This window comes from Cognataquiflexum nitidum, assembly GCF_022538055.1.
Classification (GTDB): Bacteria; Bacteroidota; Bacteroidia; order Cytophagales; family Cyclobacteriaceae; genus Cognataquiflexum; species Cognataquiflexum nitidum.
Genome location: NZ_JAKZAM010000001.1, coordinates 87,114 through 105,576, shown reverse-complemented (window position 1 = coordinate 105,576; position 18,463 = coordinate 87,114). Strand labels below are relative to the sequence as shown.

The following is an 18,463-nucleotide window of genomic DNA, read 5'->3' as shown; positions in this document are numbered from 1 at the left end:
AATCAAATAAGTAGAGAAGTTTTAAGTGAAAAGAAAATTAGACTATATCCTTAAAAGCCTAGCTTTGGCACTCCTCTTTTTATCAGGATGCAGGGATCCCTTTGAGCCGGAGGTGACCGACCAAGACCTTGCTGCCCTAGTCGTAGAGGGATTTATAGAAACAGGCGGGGAAATTTCAGAAATCACCCTAAGCAGGACTAATCCAATCCGAAACAGTGAAAGCTTCCGTCCGGAAGCAGGAGCTAGGGTAATTCTTAAGTCAGAATCTGGCGAAGAATGGGCATTCCAGGAATCCCAAAACGGCGTCTATACATTTTCAGAATTTTTGGATCAAGGAATGACATTCCAATTGGAAATCACCCTTCCAAATGGCAGACAATATCTTTCAGATGCCATGAGTCCGATAATCACACCTGATATTGAGGAACTTGGATTTATAAAAGACAATGCAGGGGTCGAAATATTTGTAAGTACAAAAGGCAATGAGGAAGCCCAATATTTCCTTTGGGATTATGAAGAAGACTGGATATTCAGACCTGGAGTAAGGAGTCAGTTTTTTTTCAATCCGGCAACAAAAGATGTGGAATTCAGAAAGACAGATCAAAAAATCGATCTGTGCTGGAAATCAAATTTATTTCCAAAAATAATTTTACAAAATGCCGCAAGATTTGCGGACAACACTATCCTACAGCGGGAGTTGGTAAGGATACCAAACAGGTCTGAAAAACTAACCGAACGCTACAGCATCAGGGTCCGCCAAAGAGCTGTCAACCAGGAAACATACGATTTTTGGGAAATATTGAGAAAAAACTCAGACGACATAGGAGGAATATTCAGCCCTTTACCTTCCCTCATCAGGGGTAACATCAAATCCGTTGAACCCAATGGAGACAATGTAATCGGAATGGTGAGTATGGGAAAATCAGCCTCCAAAAGAATCTATATCAACGCGCAGGACGTAGCACCTTGGCCATATTTTATTGAGGAATATGAATTTTGTAGACTCGATCAGGACACGGTCCTGATTGCTAATTATGAAAGGGAATTCTCTTCCGGTTCAAGATTGCCTGTCATCCCGGTTGTCGTGGTAACCACTACTATCGGATTTAGGGCAGCGACAAGACAATGTACCGATTGTACTTTGAGAGGAACCAATATAAAGCCTGATTTTTGGGAAGATTAACAATCAGAAAATGACAACAAAAAAATTATTGACCATTCTGTTATTTGTTTTGACTGCCTTACCTAGGATAGTATGGAGCCAAAGCAAAGTGGAAGAATCGGTATTTGCCCACATATCCAAAAATATAGCCGTTACGGGGGAGACTATTTGGTTCTCGATGAAGGCTTTGGATGCTGATCAAAATTTCTATTCAAAAATAGGATATGCTGAGCTCGTTGACAGAAATGGTCAACCTGTCCATCAAATAATCTACCCTCTCTATCTTGGAAAATCCGAGGGATATATCCAAATCCCCAAAGACCTGGAATCAGACCATTACCTGCTTAGATTCTACACCCGAATCAGTCCCAAGATGAGCGAGAAGGGTATTTTCAACCAGTTTATCACGGTCATCAATCCAAAGAAACCCAACAAGTCCAAGGCACCGGTACAAACAGGGAAAATATATCCAACCATGAAACCTTCAACTTTGGATCAAGGAGAGAAGATCTCACTGCCTAAAAAATCAAAAACGGAACTTGATCTTTCAAATTCAAATTTGGGGGAAGTGTCTTCGATTTCTATATCTATTACAAATCCATTCTTGCCCGAAACCCATTCAGGCTATTACCAGGGGAAGATTTACCAAGAAATAAAAGAAAACCTCGAACTCATTCCTGAGCCTTATGGCCATATTGTCCATGGAAAAAATTTGAATCCGAAGATCGATACGACAGAAACTTTCTTCCTATCGGCGCATGGTGTCCAGTCATTTTTAAGCTCAGCCAAACCCAAGGAAACCGGGGACCTTTATTTTGAAATCGGAGCCCTAAAAGCATATGAATATCTGGTTGCCCAATCTTCAGATATCGAAAAACAGCTCAATTTCTCTCCCGAGTTGCCGTTTCTGAGTCTTGATTTTCAAAAAGACTTCACCTTCCCAATATTAAAACTAGAAGAAAAAGACCGCGGTTTTCTTTCTGATTTGATCACTTCAGGTCAGGTTAGCTCTTATTATTATGCCAATGACTCTGTGGAGTTTGCTCCGATTGTGATCGGATTTGATGCTGATAAAACCTATTTGTTAGACGATTACACGAGATTTGAAAACCTTGAAGTTACCCTCAGAGAATATGTGCCTGAAGTATTGGTGAGAAAGCAAGACAAAAAAACACTGTTTAAAGTGTTGAACAGTCCCCTAGGCTCAGTATTTCAGGAAAATCCACTCATTATGATCGATGCCATGCCTGTTTTTGACACGGATGCCTTGGCCGCTTTCGATCCTGCCAAAATCCAAAAACTGGAGGTAATGACCCGGGAATTTTCATTCAATCAGGACAAATACTCAGGAGTGATGAGCTTTACTTCTTTCGCAAATGATTTTGGGAGTTTTCAGCTTCCCTCCAATGCACTTTATCTCAACTATCCTGAAATCCAAAAAACCAAACGCCCGACATCTTTCCATTTGAATCCGGATCCCGCACAACCTCATTTCCCTGATTTCAGAAGTACTTTGTATTGGAATGCCGCACCGGATATTTCTACTCCTTTCACCATCTTTAGCTCCGAAATTCCGGGGAATTTTGAAATCACCATAGGATATAAAGAGGCTTCAGGCAAGATGAATTTTGCATCACAGGCGATTCAGGTTCAAGATTGAGTTTTTAGCTGTATAAAAAAGCTACATCGGTAACTTATATACCGAAAAGCCATTGGATCCAATGGCATATATGGTGTACTCATTTTGACTTTCTGAATATTCAATTTCTACTTTTTCATTCCCATTGATCGGTATCGGATTCAAAAGTTCACCGTCCAAACCATAGAGGAATATAAACTCCTGGGTGGGATCTACCACCACCAGGATATCCCTTTCCGACCCAAAGGAAAAATATTGAAACCGCAATTCTTCAGACATGATGGGTTTTGAAAACACCTCATTATATTCAGAATCCAAAACAGTTATCTTGTTGTACTCATGTACCACGAACAGATACCTACTTTCTAGCTGGTCTTTAATTAAGTAAAACCTACTTTCGCGGTCAGGCCTAAACAGCTGATTTCGGAAAGTAATCTCACCGAGGAGATTGACCATAACCACCTCCCCATCTTTGGTCACAGTCACTAGCTGGGTCTCTTTGGCAGTTCCTCTTTCCAGAAGGACATAGTCAGACCTCAATTCTCCCTTGATCTGAACAGGACTTCCCGGTACGGCTTCTCCCCTACGATTAAAAAAGTGGATGTTTCCTTTATTTCCCAAGGCGATCATCCTGTCACCTAATCCCGCCACTCTATGGTGGGCCGGCTTAACTGCCAAAGGGGTTCCTATGGGCTTTGGGTTCCAGCCTTCTAATGCGGTCCCATATTTATCGTACAAGAAAAGATCCCCTTTTTCCGTTGAAGCAAAAATCCTGTAATTCCGGTCTCCCTCATAGTCCAAAAGATTCAGTCCGGCAATATTCTCTCTCGATAATGTAAGCGGAAAGTCAGGGAGTAGCTGGCCCATCCTATCGATTCCATAGATCTTTTCTTTGGTAGCAAAAAGAAGCTGGAGTTTACCATTTTTATAAAAATCCAATTGAAAAACTTCCGAGATTATCGGCCCATCCAAATCATATGAAAAAACTTCTTCTCCTTCATTGGTCAACAAATAAAGCCTGTTCACCTCATCCTGAACAACAAATTCAATGCTATTGTCATTAAAGTTTCTGATTCCAACCGGCCCAAATATCAGGTGGTTTGGAAAAGGAACTGTTGTATTTTCAATCAGGGAAATATGCTCACTAGAAGGAACCAAGTTTTTTTGTTTATGACTGATTTCAATTTGAATCCGCATTTCATTTCCCTTATGAATGGTTTTTAAAAATATCATGTCAAAGGTTTTCAATTCCTGTCCAAATCTTTGAAAAAAAGATTTCCAACCTGAGGACGCAGCTTCTTCCAAAGTTTCCCAAACTTTTTGTACATCCAAAACCATACTGAATCCTGATTCATTTTCAAGTTTTGGGATGATATTTTCATAGTTGACAGACTGACTCCAATTTTTACCACTTTTCCATTCGTCAAGGAAAAGTTTGATGGCTTTGCTGCTATTTGCGATCACTATGACATCCTCTATAGCAGTGAAATAGGTGCTTCCAAAACCGATAAAACTCCCATTAAATAGGTGGGCAGGAAATTCCTCTACCCTAATCATATAAATATCTTTGCCCTGATGTATGTCTGAGAATCTGGAGATATCCGTGTCTTGATTCTCACCAAAACCAAATTTTTTCAACAACTCCATCTGTACATTTGGGTTTTCGGTTTTGAGCAGCAATATTTTATCCTGAGGTTGATTTGGTAGTTTTTCCAGATTGAGCAATGCAATATGACCGGTAAGATATTTGGCAAAACTCTTTTGGATAAGTCCAGTTTCTATATCTCCCATTACAATACTATTAAAGGGAAAATCAGACTCAAATCCTGAAAAAAGTAAAAACGGATCCTCGATTTGGTACTGAAAATATGTTGCGGTGCGGGTAGAAATTAGGTTTTTGAAGGAATTTATAGCAGGTGATTTGAGATTTTGCAGATTGATATCTTTTTTTCCATTTAAAAACAGGACACCATCGAGAAATATATTTTCTTCTGCAAAGTCCATCTGTAGGTTGGCAGAAAACTTATTCAATCTATTATTCAGAATAGTGGAATTATCATTATCAGCTGAGATTCCATTAATTATTCCCGAAAGACCGTCGCTTCCGATTCTTATCAGTCCTAAGCCTTTTGCTTGAGGGGAGGCTTTGAAAAGCTCTTCATAATACTCACTAAAAACCAACAGACCTTCATTTTGGGAATGTCTGATGGCATCTTCCACCAAGAAAGATGTAAAACTCAAAATGAGAAGGTTGTCAACTTTAGCATAAGTCAGGGAAATACTGCCGCGCTGTGATTTCAGTTCTTTGATATTGATACCACTGTAATTTCTCGAGTTAATTTTACCTTCCCCCTTGATTTTTTTTTCTATTTGTTCCAACAAATAAAAACTTTCGGGGCTTTGGTAAGCCAAGACATATAAAAAATCAAATTCCCCTTTACCAATAGGATGCAGTGAAACGGTAAGTTGGTTTCCCTTGAGGTTTTTTTGCAGGATTCCGGATTTCCCGGCAAGGCTGTCTAAAACCAGAAGGTTGTATTCCGCATTTTTAAGTGAGGGTATCTCTGAGACCGATTTCCAGAAGGTCTGACTTACCATCCTATTCCAGGCCAAAACAGGCTCTTCTGTTTCAAAAACAAATAATGCTTCAGCAGAAATAACATCTACAGCATTTCTTTTTGTTTTCTGAAGGAAATTATTCCAGACAAAAAATCCGCCGATCCCAAGGCAAACAAATACTGAAAGGATTATGATTCTTTTTTTCAATTTTTAATCATTTTGGGGATGGCTAGATTTTCCCCTTGAGAGCAATAAAATAAAAAATCCCGACACTTAGCCGGGATTTTTGATAAAAATGATGTTAAGGATTATTTTGAAGAAAGTTTGTCCAAGACATTCATTACTTCTTTTACGTGGCCTCTAGACACCTCAAGCATTGCTTTTTCTTCAGCATTAAGATCAAGTTCAATGACTTTTTCTACACCGTTTTTTCCTAAAATCACAGGAACACCCAAGTAGCAATCATCAATGCCATATTCGCCGTCAAGTTTGATACAGACAGGAAATACCCTTCTTTGGTTTTTGAGAATGGCTTCCACCATTTGGGCTGCTGCCGAACCCGGGGCATACCAAGCAGAAGTTCCCATCAGTTTGACAAGCTCGCCACCACCAAACTTTGTCCTTTCAATGATGGCATCAAGTTTTTCTTTTCCGATCAATTCGGTTACAGGGATACCCGCTACAGTGGTGTATCTTGGGAGAGGTACCATGGTATCACCATGTCCGCCCATCAGGATTGCCTGGATTTCTTTTGAAGAGACATTCAACTCTTCAGCAATAAATGCTCTGTATCTTGCAGTGTCTAAGATACCTGCCATACCTATCACTTTATTTCTTGATAAACCAGAAGTAATATGGGCTTGATAGGTCATTACGTCCAAAGGATTGGAAACCACGATGATGATTGCATTTGGAGAATGCTTTACCACGTTTTCAGTAACGGACTTCACGATTCCAGCATTGGTCTCAATCAAGTCATCTCTTGTCATTCCGGGCTTTCTCGGCAAACCTGAAGTAATCACAATCACATCAGAATTGGCGGTTTTGCTGTAATCGTTGGTACTCCCAACAGTCCGGCTGTCATACTGATTGATAGGTGCCTTTTGCCAGATATCCAGGGCTTTGCCTTCCGCAATTCCTTCCTTGATGTCTACCAAAACTATCTGTTCTGCAATCTCTCTATAGGCCAATACGTCAGCACATGTTGCCCCGACATTGCCGGCACCAACTACGGTTACTTTTGTCATGATATAAGGTTTATTTTTAGTTTTAAAATTTATTTCAAAAGTGGCGCTAAGTTATTAAACAAAGGTTTCTAAATAAAGTATTCCGATTGAATACTTAATAATCGGCCGTTTGTTTTAATTATTCTCAAGAGATTTTACGGGCAAAATTTTCAGATGTTGGTCCTTCTTGCCTATTTTTATTTTTTGGTCCAGAACATGTTGGAATTATTGAATTCCAAGATCAGAATTGTATTTATTGAGGTGTTTCAAACATTTCGCCAAGGTTGAAAAACCCAAATGAATTTTTATAAGATTTGAAAAGCCGTCTGTTATTTTCATTATAGTACTCCGCCAATGAAGTCATCACCTTGGCTTTGATTTTTGGGTTGCTTTCAAAGATCTCCATAATGGCAAAATGTGGTATTACCATCAGCTCCGCCTGATCGGTGCCCACAATTGCTGTGTAAATCCTCTTGGTATTTTCCAAAAGAGCATTTTCTCCAAAAGCTTCAATTTTCCCCAATTCTTTGATTACTTCAAATGACTCCTTGATGTCAATGGTAAGGTTGATTTTCCCACTTTTAATGATGTAAAAAGCTTGACTTGGATCCCCTCGGAAGAAAATCACTTCGTCTTTTAAATATTTACGGTGGTGTATGGCAGGTAAAAATCTAGCCATTTCAATGTTTTTGAGTTTTTCAAAAAAATTAACCTGTGAAAGAAACTGAAAAATTTCAAGTTCACTTTCATTGAAAGTCCTGGAAAAAGGATTGATCATTGCTTATATGTTTTTGAAATAAAGTACTCTTTTCGTTTTTGGTCCACATTTGAAATGCTCTCCTATCCTAAAACCAACTACCCAGGCTATTTCGTCGCCAGACCAAAGTACCAAAACCTGCTTTTTCTGGATCAATGGCACTTTCAAATCTACTAATAAATCACTGATTTTTTTTGGCTTGTCCATCCCCAATGGCACAATCCTATCTCCCAACTCCCATTTTTTGATGACTAGGGGAAACAGGAGTTTATCCAAATCAAACATGGCGTTTTCTTTCGATTTATCCATATCAATATCCCCTTCAAGATGGAGTATATCATATTTTTTGTCTTTAATGAGGACAGAAATATCATGCACTTCAACCTTTTTCTCTTCCCATTCAAAATCATTTTTGCCCAAAATCAGGTATTCCCTGTCTTTATTCAAAATGTATTTTCCGGCATGGAAAGTTTTTCCAATGTCCCCCTTGTCAATAGAAGCAAAAATATCCTTGACATCCGAATACGAAAACCCAAAATCCCTAAGCCAATAATATAGCATAGAATGCTTTCCGGGAATATTGCTGATTTCATTTATAGACAAATATTGGTATTCCCCTTCTGATAAAATTACCTCGCTTTTCCACTTTTGGTATAAGGAAAAAAAAGCCCTACCAGTATCTTTCAGCCTTTTGAAACTCATGTCCAGGACTTGAAGACTTTCGGGAAACTCCTCTTTCAGCATTGGCAACACCTTATTTCGGAGGATATTTCTTTTGTAATCATTTTTTTGATTGCTGCTATCTTCTCGCCATCCCAAGGAATTGGAGTTCATAAATGCCTCAATATCCGATCTTGAAAACCCTAACAAAGGTCTAATAACATCTCCCCTAACCTCAGACATGCCATAAATTCCCTCAATCCCCGTACCTCTCAATAAGTTGAGGAAGACAGTCTCCAATTGGTCATCAGCATGATGGGCCACCAATAATCCTCCGTAGCCATATTCTTTTAGAAGGTCCTCAAACCAAGCATAGCGAAATTCCCTTGCAGCCATCTGTATCGAACTGCCCGGACGATCTAATTCTTCTTTTTTGGCATGGACCACATGGAGTCGCACATCCCATTGCTTTGCAAGACCTCGTAAAAAAACTTCATCTCCATGGCTTTCCATTCCTCTAAGTCCAAAATTGACATGGGCAAGTGCGAAACCTATACCTGCTGAGCGAAGCAAATAACCCAAACAGACGGAATCTATACCTCCACTTATAGCGAGAAGGTAAAATTTGTTTTCATCCAAAAGTTTTTTTGAACGTATATGGTTTTTAAAAAGCTCTTCCATAAATCAAAAATACCAATTTTGGTTAATTTGCACCCTGATTCAAAATTCTAATGATCAAATACGCTTCATTTCTCTTCATTTTGCTGTTTATGTGGCAAATTCAGGGTGTTTACGCCCAGAATTTGCTTGAGATCCAAAATGCAGAGTTGCTACAGGGGGCCAATGGATTTGAGAGATTATTGATTGATGTCAGGATGAAGCATCAAAACTCTCTGATTTATTGCGACTCTGCACATTTTTATAGGGCAGAAAACAGGGCCATTCTTTATGGAAGCGTCCGGATAGTGGACACCGAGGACCCAATCACTACCACAAGCAGGTATGCCGAGTATGACGGAAATACCAAAACTGCCAAACTGAGAACCAATGTGATTTTCAAAAACCAAACCACAACACTGTATACAGATTTTTTAGATTATAACAGGGCTACAGGTGTGGCCAATTATTTCAACAAAGGCAAAGTAGTCGATAGTACCAATGTACTTACAAGTGAGAATGGCAGCTATGAAACTACACTAGAGAAAATCACCTTTACCGATCAGGTAATATTGGTCAATCCTGATTATACCTTAAAGACAGATTTTTTAATTTATCGCACTGTACCAAAGACAGCAGAAACAGTAGGAATCACCAATATAGTCTCTAAAGAGGGGCATCTACTTAACGCCCAAAAAGGGAGCTATTACGACACTGAGAATAAAATCTTCAGATTTTATGATGGAGATGTGGAGACTGAAACAAGCTTGGTCTATGCTGAAACCCTTTATTATGAAGAGAATAATAAATACTATGAGGGCAAAGTCAATGTAAGTCTTTACAACAAAGAAAGAGAAATCGAGATTTTTGGTGAAGAGGGAAAATATTGGGAGGACCGCAAATACAGTATAGTGTACGGTAATGCCTTGGTAAAAAAATACATGGAAACAGACACCATGTTTGTTGCCGCAGATACGCTTATTTCAGAGGAGAGTGCTGATTCGCAGCAAAGATTCCTATATGCCTTTCACAATGTCAGATTGATCAAATCTGAACTTCACGGAAAATCCGACTCTTTGGTCTACATCAATTCCGACTCGACCATTCACCTCTACAAAGACCCTATTATTTGGGAAAACAAAAATCAGATCACTGCTGACAGTATCAGTTTTTTGATAGTAAATGAAGAAATAGACAAGGTTTTTCTAATCCAGAATGCATTTACGGTAAATCGCGATACAATTGGCAATTTCAATCAGATGAAAGGCCGGAGGATGACAGGATACTTCAAAGATCAAAAAATCAGCAGGTTACATATTCAGGGAAATGGAGAATCCATTTATTTTGATTTGGTGGGAGATACCCTGCTGCGTGGAATGAATAAAATGCTTTGCGCCAATATCATGATGTTCTTTGAAGAAGGAAATATCAAAAAGATAAATTGGCTGGTCAAGCCCGAAGGCAACTTCAAACCACCCCATATGATAGAAGAAAAGGACAAAGAATTAGTGGGATTTAGATGGAGGGAAGAAGAAAAACCGAGTATGAAAGCTATCAATGAGTGGAGAATGCCCAAAAAAAGAGAAAAAAACAGATTTAATTTTTTCAATCAGCCCGATGCAGTTATCCTCGCCCCAAGTGACGAGGAAATACAAAAACTTTTGGAGGAAAAACTAAAATCGGGAAACTAAATGCAAGTTGGGAAAAACCAAAAGGGAAATCTGCGTAGGCAAACGGAATTACATTAAAAAAATTTTATAAAAGGTTAACAATTTTTAACCCTGTTTGTATAAAAACACCAAACCTATTTGTTAAATTTATACGTATCAACAATAACTGCAACACAGCGAATACGGCCTATTGATAAACATTTACATGAAACGAATTTTCTTACTTTTTACATGCATCTTGATCATGCTTCCGTTATTATCGGAAGCACAGATAAGGGTCTTGTCTGAAAACATCGAATTCAGCGGTACAATAGGAAGTTCACAGAGAAAATCCCTGATCATCCACAATGAAAGCAATCAGGTTAAAGAATACAGCCTCAAATTTCTTCGAGGAAATATAGGTTCTTCCCAAAATGTAAAAATCTGCATAGCTGAGAAATGCTTTGATCCGAAGAGAGACCTTTCCAAAATTAAAATCATATTACAGGCAGGTGAAATATTCACAGACCTTTACTTGGAGTTCGAATTAGGTATAATCGAAACCAAGGGGAATTTCGACCTACATTTCTACAATAGCACCAACATCAGGGACGTATTTGTGATTGAGTCTGTCTATGAGGTTTCTAATCCGAGTGCTGACGAAACCAATCATAAGGACATTAGCATAGGTAGTGCGTATCCTAACCCGACCAACAGGATGGCCCAAATTGATTATGTAATCAAAAACCCAACTGCAGTAGTAAAAATAAGTATTAACAGTTTTATCGGAAACCCCGTGGCCGAATACCAATTAGACCCACTCCAAAAGAATCTCGTGATCAATGTCGCAGATTTTAACCCTGGAGTTTATTTTTATACTTTATTCGTTGACAACAAAAATATTGTCACCAAAAAACTCGTTGTCAAGAAGTAGCCACTCCCCCATTTGATAAATAATTGGTTTCAAATGAATATTCATTTATATTTGCGCCTCCAAAAGCAATGAAAAAACTCTCCCTCTACATCATTCCAATATTTCTCATCGTTGCAGTTTCAGGTTGCTCTGGTTTCTATAAATTAGAAAAAAGTACAAACTGGGAGGAGCTTTATGAAGGTGCCAATAGGTATTATAATGAAGGGGAGTTTAATAAAGCCATCATCCTTTATGACAAAGTACTTCCGGTAATCCGAGGAAGTGAGAAAGCTGAACTTGCAGATTTTAATTACGCATATAGTCATTTCAAATTAAAGAGATATATAGAATCAGCCGGATATTTTAACACTTTCTATCAGACTTACAACCGAAGCCCGATGGCTGAAGAGGCTTTGTTCATGAACGCCTACTCTCTTTATTTGGATGCTCCGGATTATAATCTTGACCAAAAAAGCAGTCACGATGCCGTAAATGCAATACAGATATTCATCAATAGATTTCCTGAATCCGATTCATACGAAAGGGCGACAGCAATGATTGAAGATCTTCAAGTCAGATTTGAAGAGAAAGCCTATCAGGAATCTTTGCTTTATCTAAGGTTAACAGATGGATTATATCCCGGAGATTTCTACAGGGCATGTATTATCAATTTTCAGAATTTTGCAAAAAGCTACCCTGATAGTAAGCATAACGAGGAGCTTGGATACAAATTAGTGGAAGTTTCCTTGGCATATGGGGAAAGAAGTGTTTTTGATAAAAAAGAAGAAAGGTTAAAGGATGTCTCGAAATATGCCTCTCAGTTCAAAAGAAAATATCCCGACAGTAAGTATATAGGCAGTATTGATGAGTTGGTTAGAAAATCCCAAGTTGAATTACTCGCCCATCAAAAAATAAAAAAGGAATACGAGGAGGAGCTTGCTAAGGCAAAGGCAGAAAATGAAGCTGAAAAAAGAGCAGAACTCGAAAAAGACAAATAATCAAGCAGTAATTTTAAAAAAATAAGACATGGCAGTTAATCCATCAATCATCACTAGAGATTTGGACAAGATTTCTGAAAAAACAGGAAACTTATATGAGTCTATACATATTGCTTCCCAAAGAGCAAAGCAGATTTCTTCAAGCATGAAGGAGGAATTGAATAACAAGCTTTCAGAATTTGCTTCTACAGTCGATAATCTTGAAGAAGTGTTTGAAAACAAAGAACAAATCGAAATCTCCAAATTCTACGAAAGAATGCCAAAGCCATCTTCTTTGGCCATGGAAGAGTTTTTGGAAGATAAATTGTATTTCAGGCGTCCTGAAGCACCTACTGAATAATGCTTTTGAAGGGTAAGAAAATTTTATTGGGAGTCACAGGAAGCATAGCGGCTTACAAGTCAGCTGTTCTTACTAGACTTCTTGTTAAAGAAGGAGCAGAAGTACAGATTATAATGAGTACTTCTGCTCTTGATTTCATTACCCCTTTGACTTTGGCTACCCTTTCCAAAGGACCTGTTCATCATCAGTTTCACGATCCAAAGTCCGGAGTATGGACCAATCATGTGGACCTGGGGTTATGGGCAGATTTATTTTTAGTAGCACCTATAAGCGCTAATACATTAGGCAAATTTGCCAATGGAATCTGCGACAATTTGTTATCCGCTACCTACCTTTCTGCGCGGTGTCCTGTCATGGTGGCTCCTGCTATGGATTTGGACATGTACCAACATCCTTCTGTAAGGGAGAATCTTAATAAAATCAAAACTTTTGGAAATATCATCCTTGAAGCTGAAACGGGAGAATTGGCAAGTGGACTTTCGGGACAAGGTAGACTCATGGAACCGGAACATATTTTAGAATTTGTGGTCCGCCACTTTGCAAAAAGTCAAGAATTCAAAGGAAAAAAAGTACTGATTACGTCGGGACCTACCCAAGAAGCCATTGATCCTGTCAGGTACATCAGTAATCATTCTTCGGGTAAAATGGGTGCTGCACTTGCAGATTCGTTTGCAGATCAGGGCGCTGAAGTGTACCTTGTTTTGGGAGCAGGTGCTGTGAGTCCCGAAAACCCTTCTATAAAAATTTATCCTGTCAGAAGCGCCGAAGAAATGTTCAAGACCTCTTCGAGCCTGCATCTACAGATGGATATTTGTGTTTTTGCGGCGGCTGTAGCTGATTATGCACCAAAGCATGTTGCCTCTGAAAAAATCAAAAAAGAAGGTGATGGGATGTCTATTGACTTGGTCAAAAACATTGACATTGCATATACTCTTGGTAAACAAAAATCTCCAAATCAAATTCATGTGGGCTTTGCATTGGAAACTGAAAATGAAGAATTTCATGCCAAGTCCAAACTCCAAAAGAAAAATTTTGACCTGATCGTACTCAACTCAATGAAAGATGCAGGAGCAGGATTTCAACTTGATACAAATAAGGTGAGGATATTTTCTGATAAGGGAAAATCTCTGGAATCTGCCGTCCTACCCAAAAATCAAATCGCGCAGATGATTTTAGGAGAAATTAAAAATCTTCCAGTAAAAATCTGACAAAAAGAATATCGTTATCTTTAAAAGAAAACCCATTCTCCATGAAGATTCGACTTTCGGTACTCCTTCTGATTTTTTTTGTTTCAACATACTCCTTTTCACAAGAATTGAATTTTTCGATTATTATCAATAGTGAAAGAGCCCGTACCCAAGAAACTGCCATTTTCGAAAACATGAAAACCAGTTTCGAGCAATTCCTTAATGGACGGACTTGGACAGGTGATCAATTTCAGGCCTTTGAAAGGATTAAAGGAAATATGCTGATCACCATTTCCGATATGCCACAGGTAGGCGTATACAATGCAACAGTTCAGATTCAAACAGTCAGACCAGTTTATGGTACTAACTATGAAAGTATGGTCATTAATTTTATTGACCGGAATTGGGGATTTGAATATCTACTCTCTCAACCCCTTGAATTCAATAGGTTTGCCTTTCTTAACAACATAAGTTCATTATTGGCTTATTATGCCTATATCGCTTTGGGTTTTGATTATGACAGTTTTTCTTTAAGAGGAGGAAATCCATACTTTGAAATAGCGAATGGAATCGTCAACAATGCCCAACAATCGAATAGAGCCGGTTGGATGCCCAATCCCAATGACAGGAGAAACAGGTATTGGCTTATTAATGACATCTATACTTCATCTGTCTTTGCACCAATAAGGGAAGCCATATATCTCTACCACCGCAAAGGACTTGACATGCTTCTCACCAATCCTGAGGAAGCTTATGAAAATATGGTTACTGCATTCCAATTGGTAGAAAGTGCCAACACCGCACAGCCAAACAGTATTTTTGTAATTGCATTTTTGGATGCAAAAAGAGATGAAATAATGCGGGTTTTCCAAAATGCCCCAAAAGAAGTACGCGCAGAGGCTGTAGAAGTACTTCTTAAAATTGATCCAAACAACTCAAAAAGGTACAATGACCTACTCAAAGATTGATTCCGTTATTTGTTAGATTTGTTGAATAAAAAAATTAAACCCATTAAATGCTCCGCTCACTCAGCATTGCCAATTACGCCCTGATTCAAAGCTTGGAAATGACACCAAGCCAGTTTCTTAACATGATCACCGGAGAAACCGGGGCAGGGAAATCCATCATGTTGGGTGCTGTTGGACTGTTATTGGGAAATAGAGCAGATACCAAAGCACTGCTCAACCCGGACAAAAAGTGTGTGGTCGAAGGGAATTTCGGCATCGGAAGTTATGGACTGGAGGATTTTTTCAAAAGTGAAGACCTGGATTTTGATCCTGAGTGCATCATTAGAAGAGAAATTAGCCCAAATGGTAAATCCCGCGCATTTATCAATGATACTCCTGTAAAGCTTGAAACCTTGAAAGACCTTGGTAAGGCACTGATGGATGTTCATTCACAACATGATAACCTGCAACTTGGGGAAGGTGAATACCAATTGGACTTGGTAGATGCATTTTCAAAAAGCCATCAAGAAAAAGCTTCTTATTTATCAACTTTTAAGTCATTCCAGTCTGCAAAAAAGGTATTTGAAAAGCTAAGTCAAGAAGCTTTAGAAATGAAAAAAGAAGCTGATTTCAATAGATTTCAGTTGGAAGAATTATCCGAATTGAAACTTCAGGAAGGTGAGCAAAATGACCTGGAAAGTGAGCAGGAAATCTTGGAAAATGCCGAGGACATCAAGTCTAAAATTCAGGAAGTCCTTTCCCAAATGGAGGACGAGCAATTTGGAGCCTTGAAGCTTTTGGCTTTGGCCAATCAAGGTGTGCAACAGCTCTCGAAATATGCGCATAGATTTGAAACCTATGGTGAACGATTTCAAAGCGTATTGATTGAATTGAAAGATATCGCGGCAAGTCTGGAAGAAGAAGATAGACAGATTGAAGTTGATTTTGCCAAACTTGAAACAGTAAGGACGAGGTTAAGCAAAATTTACCACCTGCAGAAAAAACATGGTTTGGATAGTGTGGAAGCACTGATTGCTTTGGAAAATCAACTCGCTGATAAAGTCTTTTTGGTGGAGAATCTGGATGAAGAACTTGAGAAACTGAAAAAAGCCAAAGAAACTGCAGAGAAAGAATTGACCGAAAAAGGCAAAGCCCTTTCCGAAAAAAGGAAATCAGCATTTCATCCATTTGCTTCCCAACTTGCAAAATTATTACAACAATTGGGTATGGAAAATGCGCAGGTTGAGTTTTCGCAGCAATCAATCACCCCAACCAAAAACGGAATGGATCAGATTGATATCCTTTTTTCAGCCAATAAAGGCGTAAAACCACAAGCATTGAAACAGGTGGCTTCAGGCGGTGAATTTTCCAGATTGATCTTCGCCATCAAGTATATCATGGCTGATAAAATGGCCCTCCCGACTTTGATTTTTGATGAAATAGATACCGGTGTTTCGGGTGAAATCGCGCTTCAGATGGTCAGAATGATGCAGGACATTGCAAAACAGCACCAAGTCATTTGTATCAGTCATCTGCCACAAGTGGCTGCCAAGGGCGACCAACATTATTTTGTGTATAAAGACAACAGCGCAGACAAGACCATCAGTAAAATAAAGCTTTTAGATGGGGAGGAGCGGGTTTTGGAAATCGCCAAAATGATCGCCGGAGCCAATCCGTCTCCAACTGCGTTTGAAAGTGCTAGGGAGTTGTTGGGGAGTTAATTGTTTATTTGGTTATTGGGTATTTGGTAAATTGGTTAACTGACCTTTGCCCTTGTTCCCTTTTTCCTCTTACCTTTCGCATCACACCATCTACTTATACCTCACTTCTTGGTATTTGGTACTTTGTACTTGGTACTTAGTACTTGATACTTGATACTCGCTTCTTGATAGTTGGCACTTGGTACTTCCAACCTCCCCCACCTCTTACCTTTCACCTCTCGCCATTTTCTGCCTCCTCTCGTTTCTCACTTCTTTACTTGATACTTTGTACTTGGTTCTTGCCTCTCCAAATCTTATTTTTACACATTATTTGACCAAATCAAAAGAACATATCATGCCAGAGAATTTATTGAAAGGAAAACTCGGAATAATCACAGGAGCTTTAGATGAAAACTCCATTGCTTGGAAAGCTGCACTCAAAGCACACGAACAAGGTGGAAGGTTTGTATTGACCAATGCACCTATCGCCATGAGAATGGGGGCCATCAAGGAATTAGCAGAGCAGTGCAATACCATCGTCATCCCTGCAGACGCCACTTCTTTGGAAGATATCGAAAAACTCTATACCGAAGCCCGTGAGTATTTAGGTGGGAACTTTGACTTTTTGCTTCACTCTATTGGCATGTCCCCAAATATCCGTAAAGGACGCTCCTATGGCGATCTCAATTACGAATGGGCAGCAAAATCCTACGATGTCTCTTCTATATCTTTTCACAAAATGATGCAGGTAGCTGAGAAGATGGACGCCATGAACGAGTGGGGTTCTATCCTTGGACTTTCCTACATCGCAGCGCAAAGAGTATATCCCTTCTATACAGATATGGCTGATGCCAAAGCACTTTTGGAAAGCATTGCAAGAGGTTATGGATACAGATATGGCAAGCTCAAAAAAGTAAGGGTAAATACCATTTCCCAATCTCCCACCAAGACTACCGCGGGAACAGGAATCGGCGGATTCGATACCTTCTATAATTTTGCGGATTCCATGTCTCCACTTGGAAATGCATCAGCTGAAGCTTGTGCTGATTATATCATAACCATGTTTTCAGATTTGACCAGAATGGTCACCATGCAGAACCTTTTCCACGACGGTGGTTATTCCAATACAGGGATTTCTGAGGATATCATGAATAAATTCATGGATCTTTAAAGTTCAAAGATTCATTTTAAAAATAAGGGCTGATTAGTTTCAGCCCTTATTTTTTGAATTCCACCCTCTCCAAAACCAATCCATTTGCAGGTGCTGCAATCGAAATGGGACTTGTTTGGTCTGAATCCAAGGCATTTTTAAAATCTTCCAAAGTTATTTTCCCCAGTCCTAAATCCATCAAAGCCGCCATCATCATCCTTACCTGATACCTGAGGAACCCCTTTCCCTTTACCGAAAAAGTGAAGGCTTTTTCCGGAGTAAGGCCTTTTCCAGCCTGAGAATGGGAACAAATGTCAGCCTCCAAAACTTCTCTTATATAATCATCTGTCACTTTATCGATAGAGCAAAACCGCCGGAAATCATGTTTCCCTACAAAAAGTTTTGCGCCCTTTTTCATCAAATCAAGATCAGGTATTCCTTCAAAAAAAGTCATATTTCCCGCCGCAAAAGGATGAAACTTTTCTCCAATTGCAAAGTGAAAACGGTATTCTTTCCAAATGACATCCTGAATAACATTAAAGGTCAATGGAACAGGCTCAAACCCTAATAGCCTGATATCTGAAGGGAGAAATGAATTTATGGTTTCAATAAGGTCGGGAGAGATTTCATGTTTCAAAAACAATTCAAATGCACCACCATTACAGGAAACTTCTGCATCTGTCCTGCTTGCACCGAGGATAGTAAAATCTTCGTGACCTAATACAAACCGAAATGCTTTTTCCAAAGTCCCTTGAATGGTTTTGACTCCAAGTTGCTTTTGCCAACCATGATACCGAAGCCCTAGGTATTGCAGGTAAAAAAGGTAAGAATAAGGTCTGTTTTGCATTTTGGATTGATGGCTAAATGACAAATAAAAGCATCAAACATTCCAAATACAAAACCCTCCAAAAGTTTTGAA

Annotated in this window: 15 protein-coding genes; 10 read left to right on the top strand and 5 right to left on the bottom strand. The window is 39.1% G+C overall.

The window, feature by feature from the left end; genetic code table 11:
- Positions 1 to 25 precede the first annotated feature (25 nt).
- Both MMU07_RS00450 and MMU07_RS00445 read left to right on the top strand, forming a co-directional pair.
- The gene (locus MMU07_RS00450; RefSeq protein ID WP_241123856.1) at positions 26 to 1,183 is read left to right on the top strand and encodes a DUF4249 domain-containing protein; all 1,158 of its coding nucleotides are present in this window, start codon (positions 26 to 28) and stop codon (positions 1,181 to 1,183) included.
- Between the two features lie 10 nt (positions 1,184 to 1,193).
- Positions 1,194 to 2,822: a hypothetical protein gene (locus MMU07_RS00445; RefSeq protein WP_241123855.1), complete on the top strand. Its 1,629-nt coding sequence runs from the start codon at positions 1,194 to 1,196 to the stop codon at positions 2,820 to 2,822.
- Between the two features lie 21 nt (positions 2,823 to 2,843).
- Here the strand turns inward: MMU07_RS00445 and MMU07_RS00440 are convergent, their stop codons facing one another.
- The 4 genes from MMU07_RS00440 to tilS all read right to left on the bottom strand — a co-directional run bounded on the left by MMU07_RS00440 (position 2,844) and on the right by tilS (position 8,684).
- Positions 2,844 to 5,567, bottom strand: a complete 2,724-nt coding sequence (locus tag MMU07_RS00440) for a hypothetical protein (protein ID WP_241123854.1) — start codon at positions 5,565 to 5,567, stop codon at positions 2,844 to 2,846.
- Between the two features lie 101 nt (positions 5,568 to 5,668).
- Positions 5,669 to 6,607, bottom strand: coding sequence for a malate dehydrogenase (gene mdh / locus MMU07_RS00435; protein ID WP_241123853.1), 939 nt, complete (start codon positions 6,605 to 6,607; stop codon positions 5,669 to 5,671).
- 232 nt (positions 6,608 to 6,839) lie between these two features.
- Positions 6,840 to 7,364, bottom strand: a complete 525-nt coding sequence (locus MMU07_RS00430; RefSeq protein WP_241123852.1) for a Crp/Fnr family transcriptional regulator — start codon at positions 7,362 to 7,364, stop codon at positions 6,840 to 6,842.
- A gap of 3 nt (positions 7,365 to 7,367) precedes the next feature.
- Complete coding sequence (gene tilS / locus MMU07_RS00425) at positions 7,368 to 8,684, bottom strand: tRNA lysidine(34) synthetase TilS (protein WP_241123851.1); 1,317 nt, start codon at positions 8,682 to 8,684, stop codon at positions 7,368 to 7,370.
- 50 nt (positions 8,685 to 8,734) lie between these two features.
- Between tilS and MMU07_RS00420 the strand changes: the two genes are divergently transcribed.
- From MMU07_RS00420 to MMU07_RS00385, 8 genes are all read left to right on the top strand, one after another.
- Entirely contained in the window at positions 8,735 to 10,351 is a 1,617-nt protein-coding gene (locus MMU07_RS00420) for an OstA-like protein (RefSeq protein WP_241123850.1), read from the top strand.
- Between the two features lie 184 nt (positions 10,352 to 10,535).
- Positions 10,536 to 11,243 carry a T9SS type A sorting domain-containing protein gene (locus MMU07_RS00415; protein WP_241123849.1) on the top strand — a complete coding sequence of 236 codons (708 nt, stop codon included), beginning with the start codon at positions 10,536 to 10,538 and terminating at the stop codon, positions 11,241 to 11,243.
- 68 nt (positions 11,244 to 11,311) lie between these two features.
- Positions 11,312 to 12,220 (top strand): outer membrane protein assembly factor BamD, encoded by a 909-nt coding sequence (locus MMU07_RS00410; protein ID WP_241123848.1) that lies wholly within the window; start codon positions 11,312 to 11,314, stop codon positions 12,218 to 12,220.
- A gap of 28 nt (positions 12,221 to 12,248) precedes the next feature.
- Complete coding sequence (locus MMU07_RS00405) at positions 12,249 to 12,560, top strand: DNA-directed RNA polymerase subunit omega (protein WP_113925103.1); 312 nt, start codon at positions 12,249 to 12,251, stop codon at positions 12,558 to 12,560.
- On the top strand, positions 12,560 to 13,768 hold the full coding sequence (gene coaBC / locus MMU07_RS00400) for a bifunctional phosphopantothenoylcysteine decarboxylase/phosphopantothenate--cysteine ligase CoaBC (RefSeq protein ID WP_241123847.1): 1,209 nt from the start codon (positions 12,560 to 12,562) through the stop codon (positions 13,766 to 13,768). Before MMU07_RS00405 ends, coaBC begins: the two co-directional genes overlap by 1 nt.
- A gap of 41 nt (positions 13,769 to 13,809) precedes the next feature.
- Positions 13,810 to 14,715, top strand: coding sequence for a type IX secretion system protein PorD (porD, locus tag MMU07_RS00395; protein ID WP_241123846.1), 906 nt, complete (start codon positions 13,810 to 13,812; stop codon positions 14,713 to 14,715).
- 47 nt (positions 14,716 to 14,762) lie between these two features.
- Entirely contained in the window at positions 14,763 to 16,415 is a 1,653-nt protein-coding gene (gene recN, locus MMU07_RS00390; RefSeq protein ID WP_241123845.1) for a DNA repair protein RecN, read from the top strand.
- A 334-nt stretch (positions 16,416 to 16,749) separates the two neighbouring features.
- Entirely contained in the window at positions 16,750 to 17,565 is an 816-nt protein-coding gene (locus tag MMU07_RS00385) for an enoyl-ACP reductase FabI (protein ID WP_241123844.1), read from the top strand.
- Positions 17,566 to 17,611: 46 nt separating this feature from the next.
- On the opposite strand, the gene truA is transcribed toward MMU07_RS00385, so the two are convergent.
- Entirely contained in the window at positions 17,612 to 18,391 is a 780-nt protein-coding gene (truA, locus tag MMU07_RS00380; RefSeq protein ID WP_241123843.1) for a tRNA pseudouridine(38-40) synthase TruA, read from the bottom strand.
- Positions 18,392 to 18,463: the final 72 nt, after the last annotated feature.

Coding starts and splice junctions, on each gene's coding strand:
- MMU07_RS00410 (WP_241123848.1), top strand. CDS start 11,312: ATGAAAAAACTCTCCCTCTACATCATTCCAATATTTCTCATCGTTGCA.
- truA (WP_241123843.1), bottom strand. CDS start 18,391: ATGCAAAACAGACCTTATTCTTACCTTTTTTACCTGCAATACCTAGGG.
- recN (WP_241123845.1), top strand. CDS start 14,763: ATGCTCCGCTCACTCAGCATTGCCAATTACGCCCTGATTCAAAGCTTG.
- coaBC (WP_241123847.1), top strand. CDS start 12,560: ATGCTTTTGAAGGGTAAGAAAATTTTATTGGGAGTCACAGGAAGCATA.
- MMU07_RS00430 (WP_241123852.1), bottom strand. CDS start 7,364: ATGATCAATCCTTTTTCCAGGACTTTCAATGAAAGTGAACTTGAAATT.
- tilS (WP_241123851.1), bottom strand. CDS start 8,684: ATGGAAGAGCTTTTTAAAAACCATATACGTTCAAAAAAACTTTTGGAT.
- MMU07_RS00405 (WP_113925103.1), top strand. CDS start 12,249: ATGGCAGTTAATCCATCAATCATCACTAGAGATTTGGACAAGATTTCT.
- MMU07_RS00445 (WP_241123855.1), top strand. CDS start 1,194: ATGACAACAAAAAAATTATTGACCATTCTGTTATTTGTTTTGACTGCC.
- porD (WP_241123846.1), top strand. CDS start 13,810: ATGAAGATTCGACTTTCGGTACTCCTTCTGATTTTTTTTGTTTCAACA.
- mdh (WP_241123853.1), bottom strand. CDS start 6,607: ATGACAAAAGTAACCGTAGTTGGTGCCGGCAATGTCGGGGCAACATGT.
- MMU07_RS00420 (WP_241123850.1), top strand. CDS start 8,735: ATGATCAAATACGCTTCATTTCTCTTCATTTTGCTGTTTATGTGGCAA.
- MMU07_RS00385 (WP_241123844.1), top strand. CDS start 16,750: ATGCCAGAGAATTTATTGAAAGGAAAACTCGGAATAATCACAGGAGCT.
- MMU07_RS00415 (WP_241123849.1), top strand. CDS start 10,536: ATGAAACGAATTTTCTTACTTTTTACATGCATCTTGATCATGCTTCCG.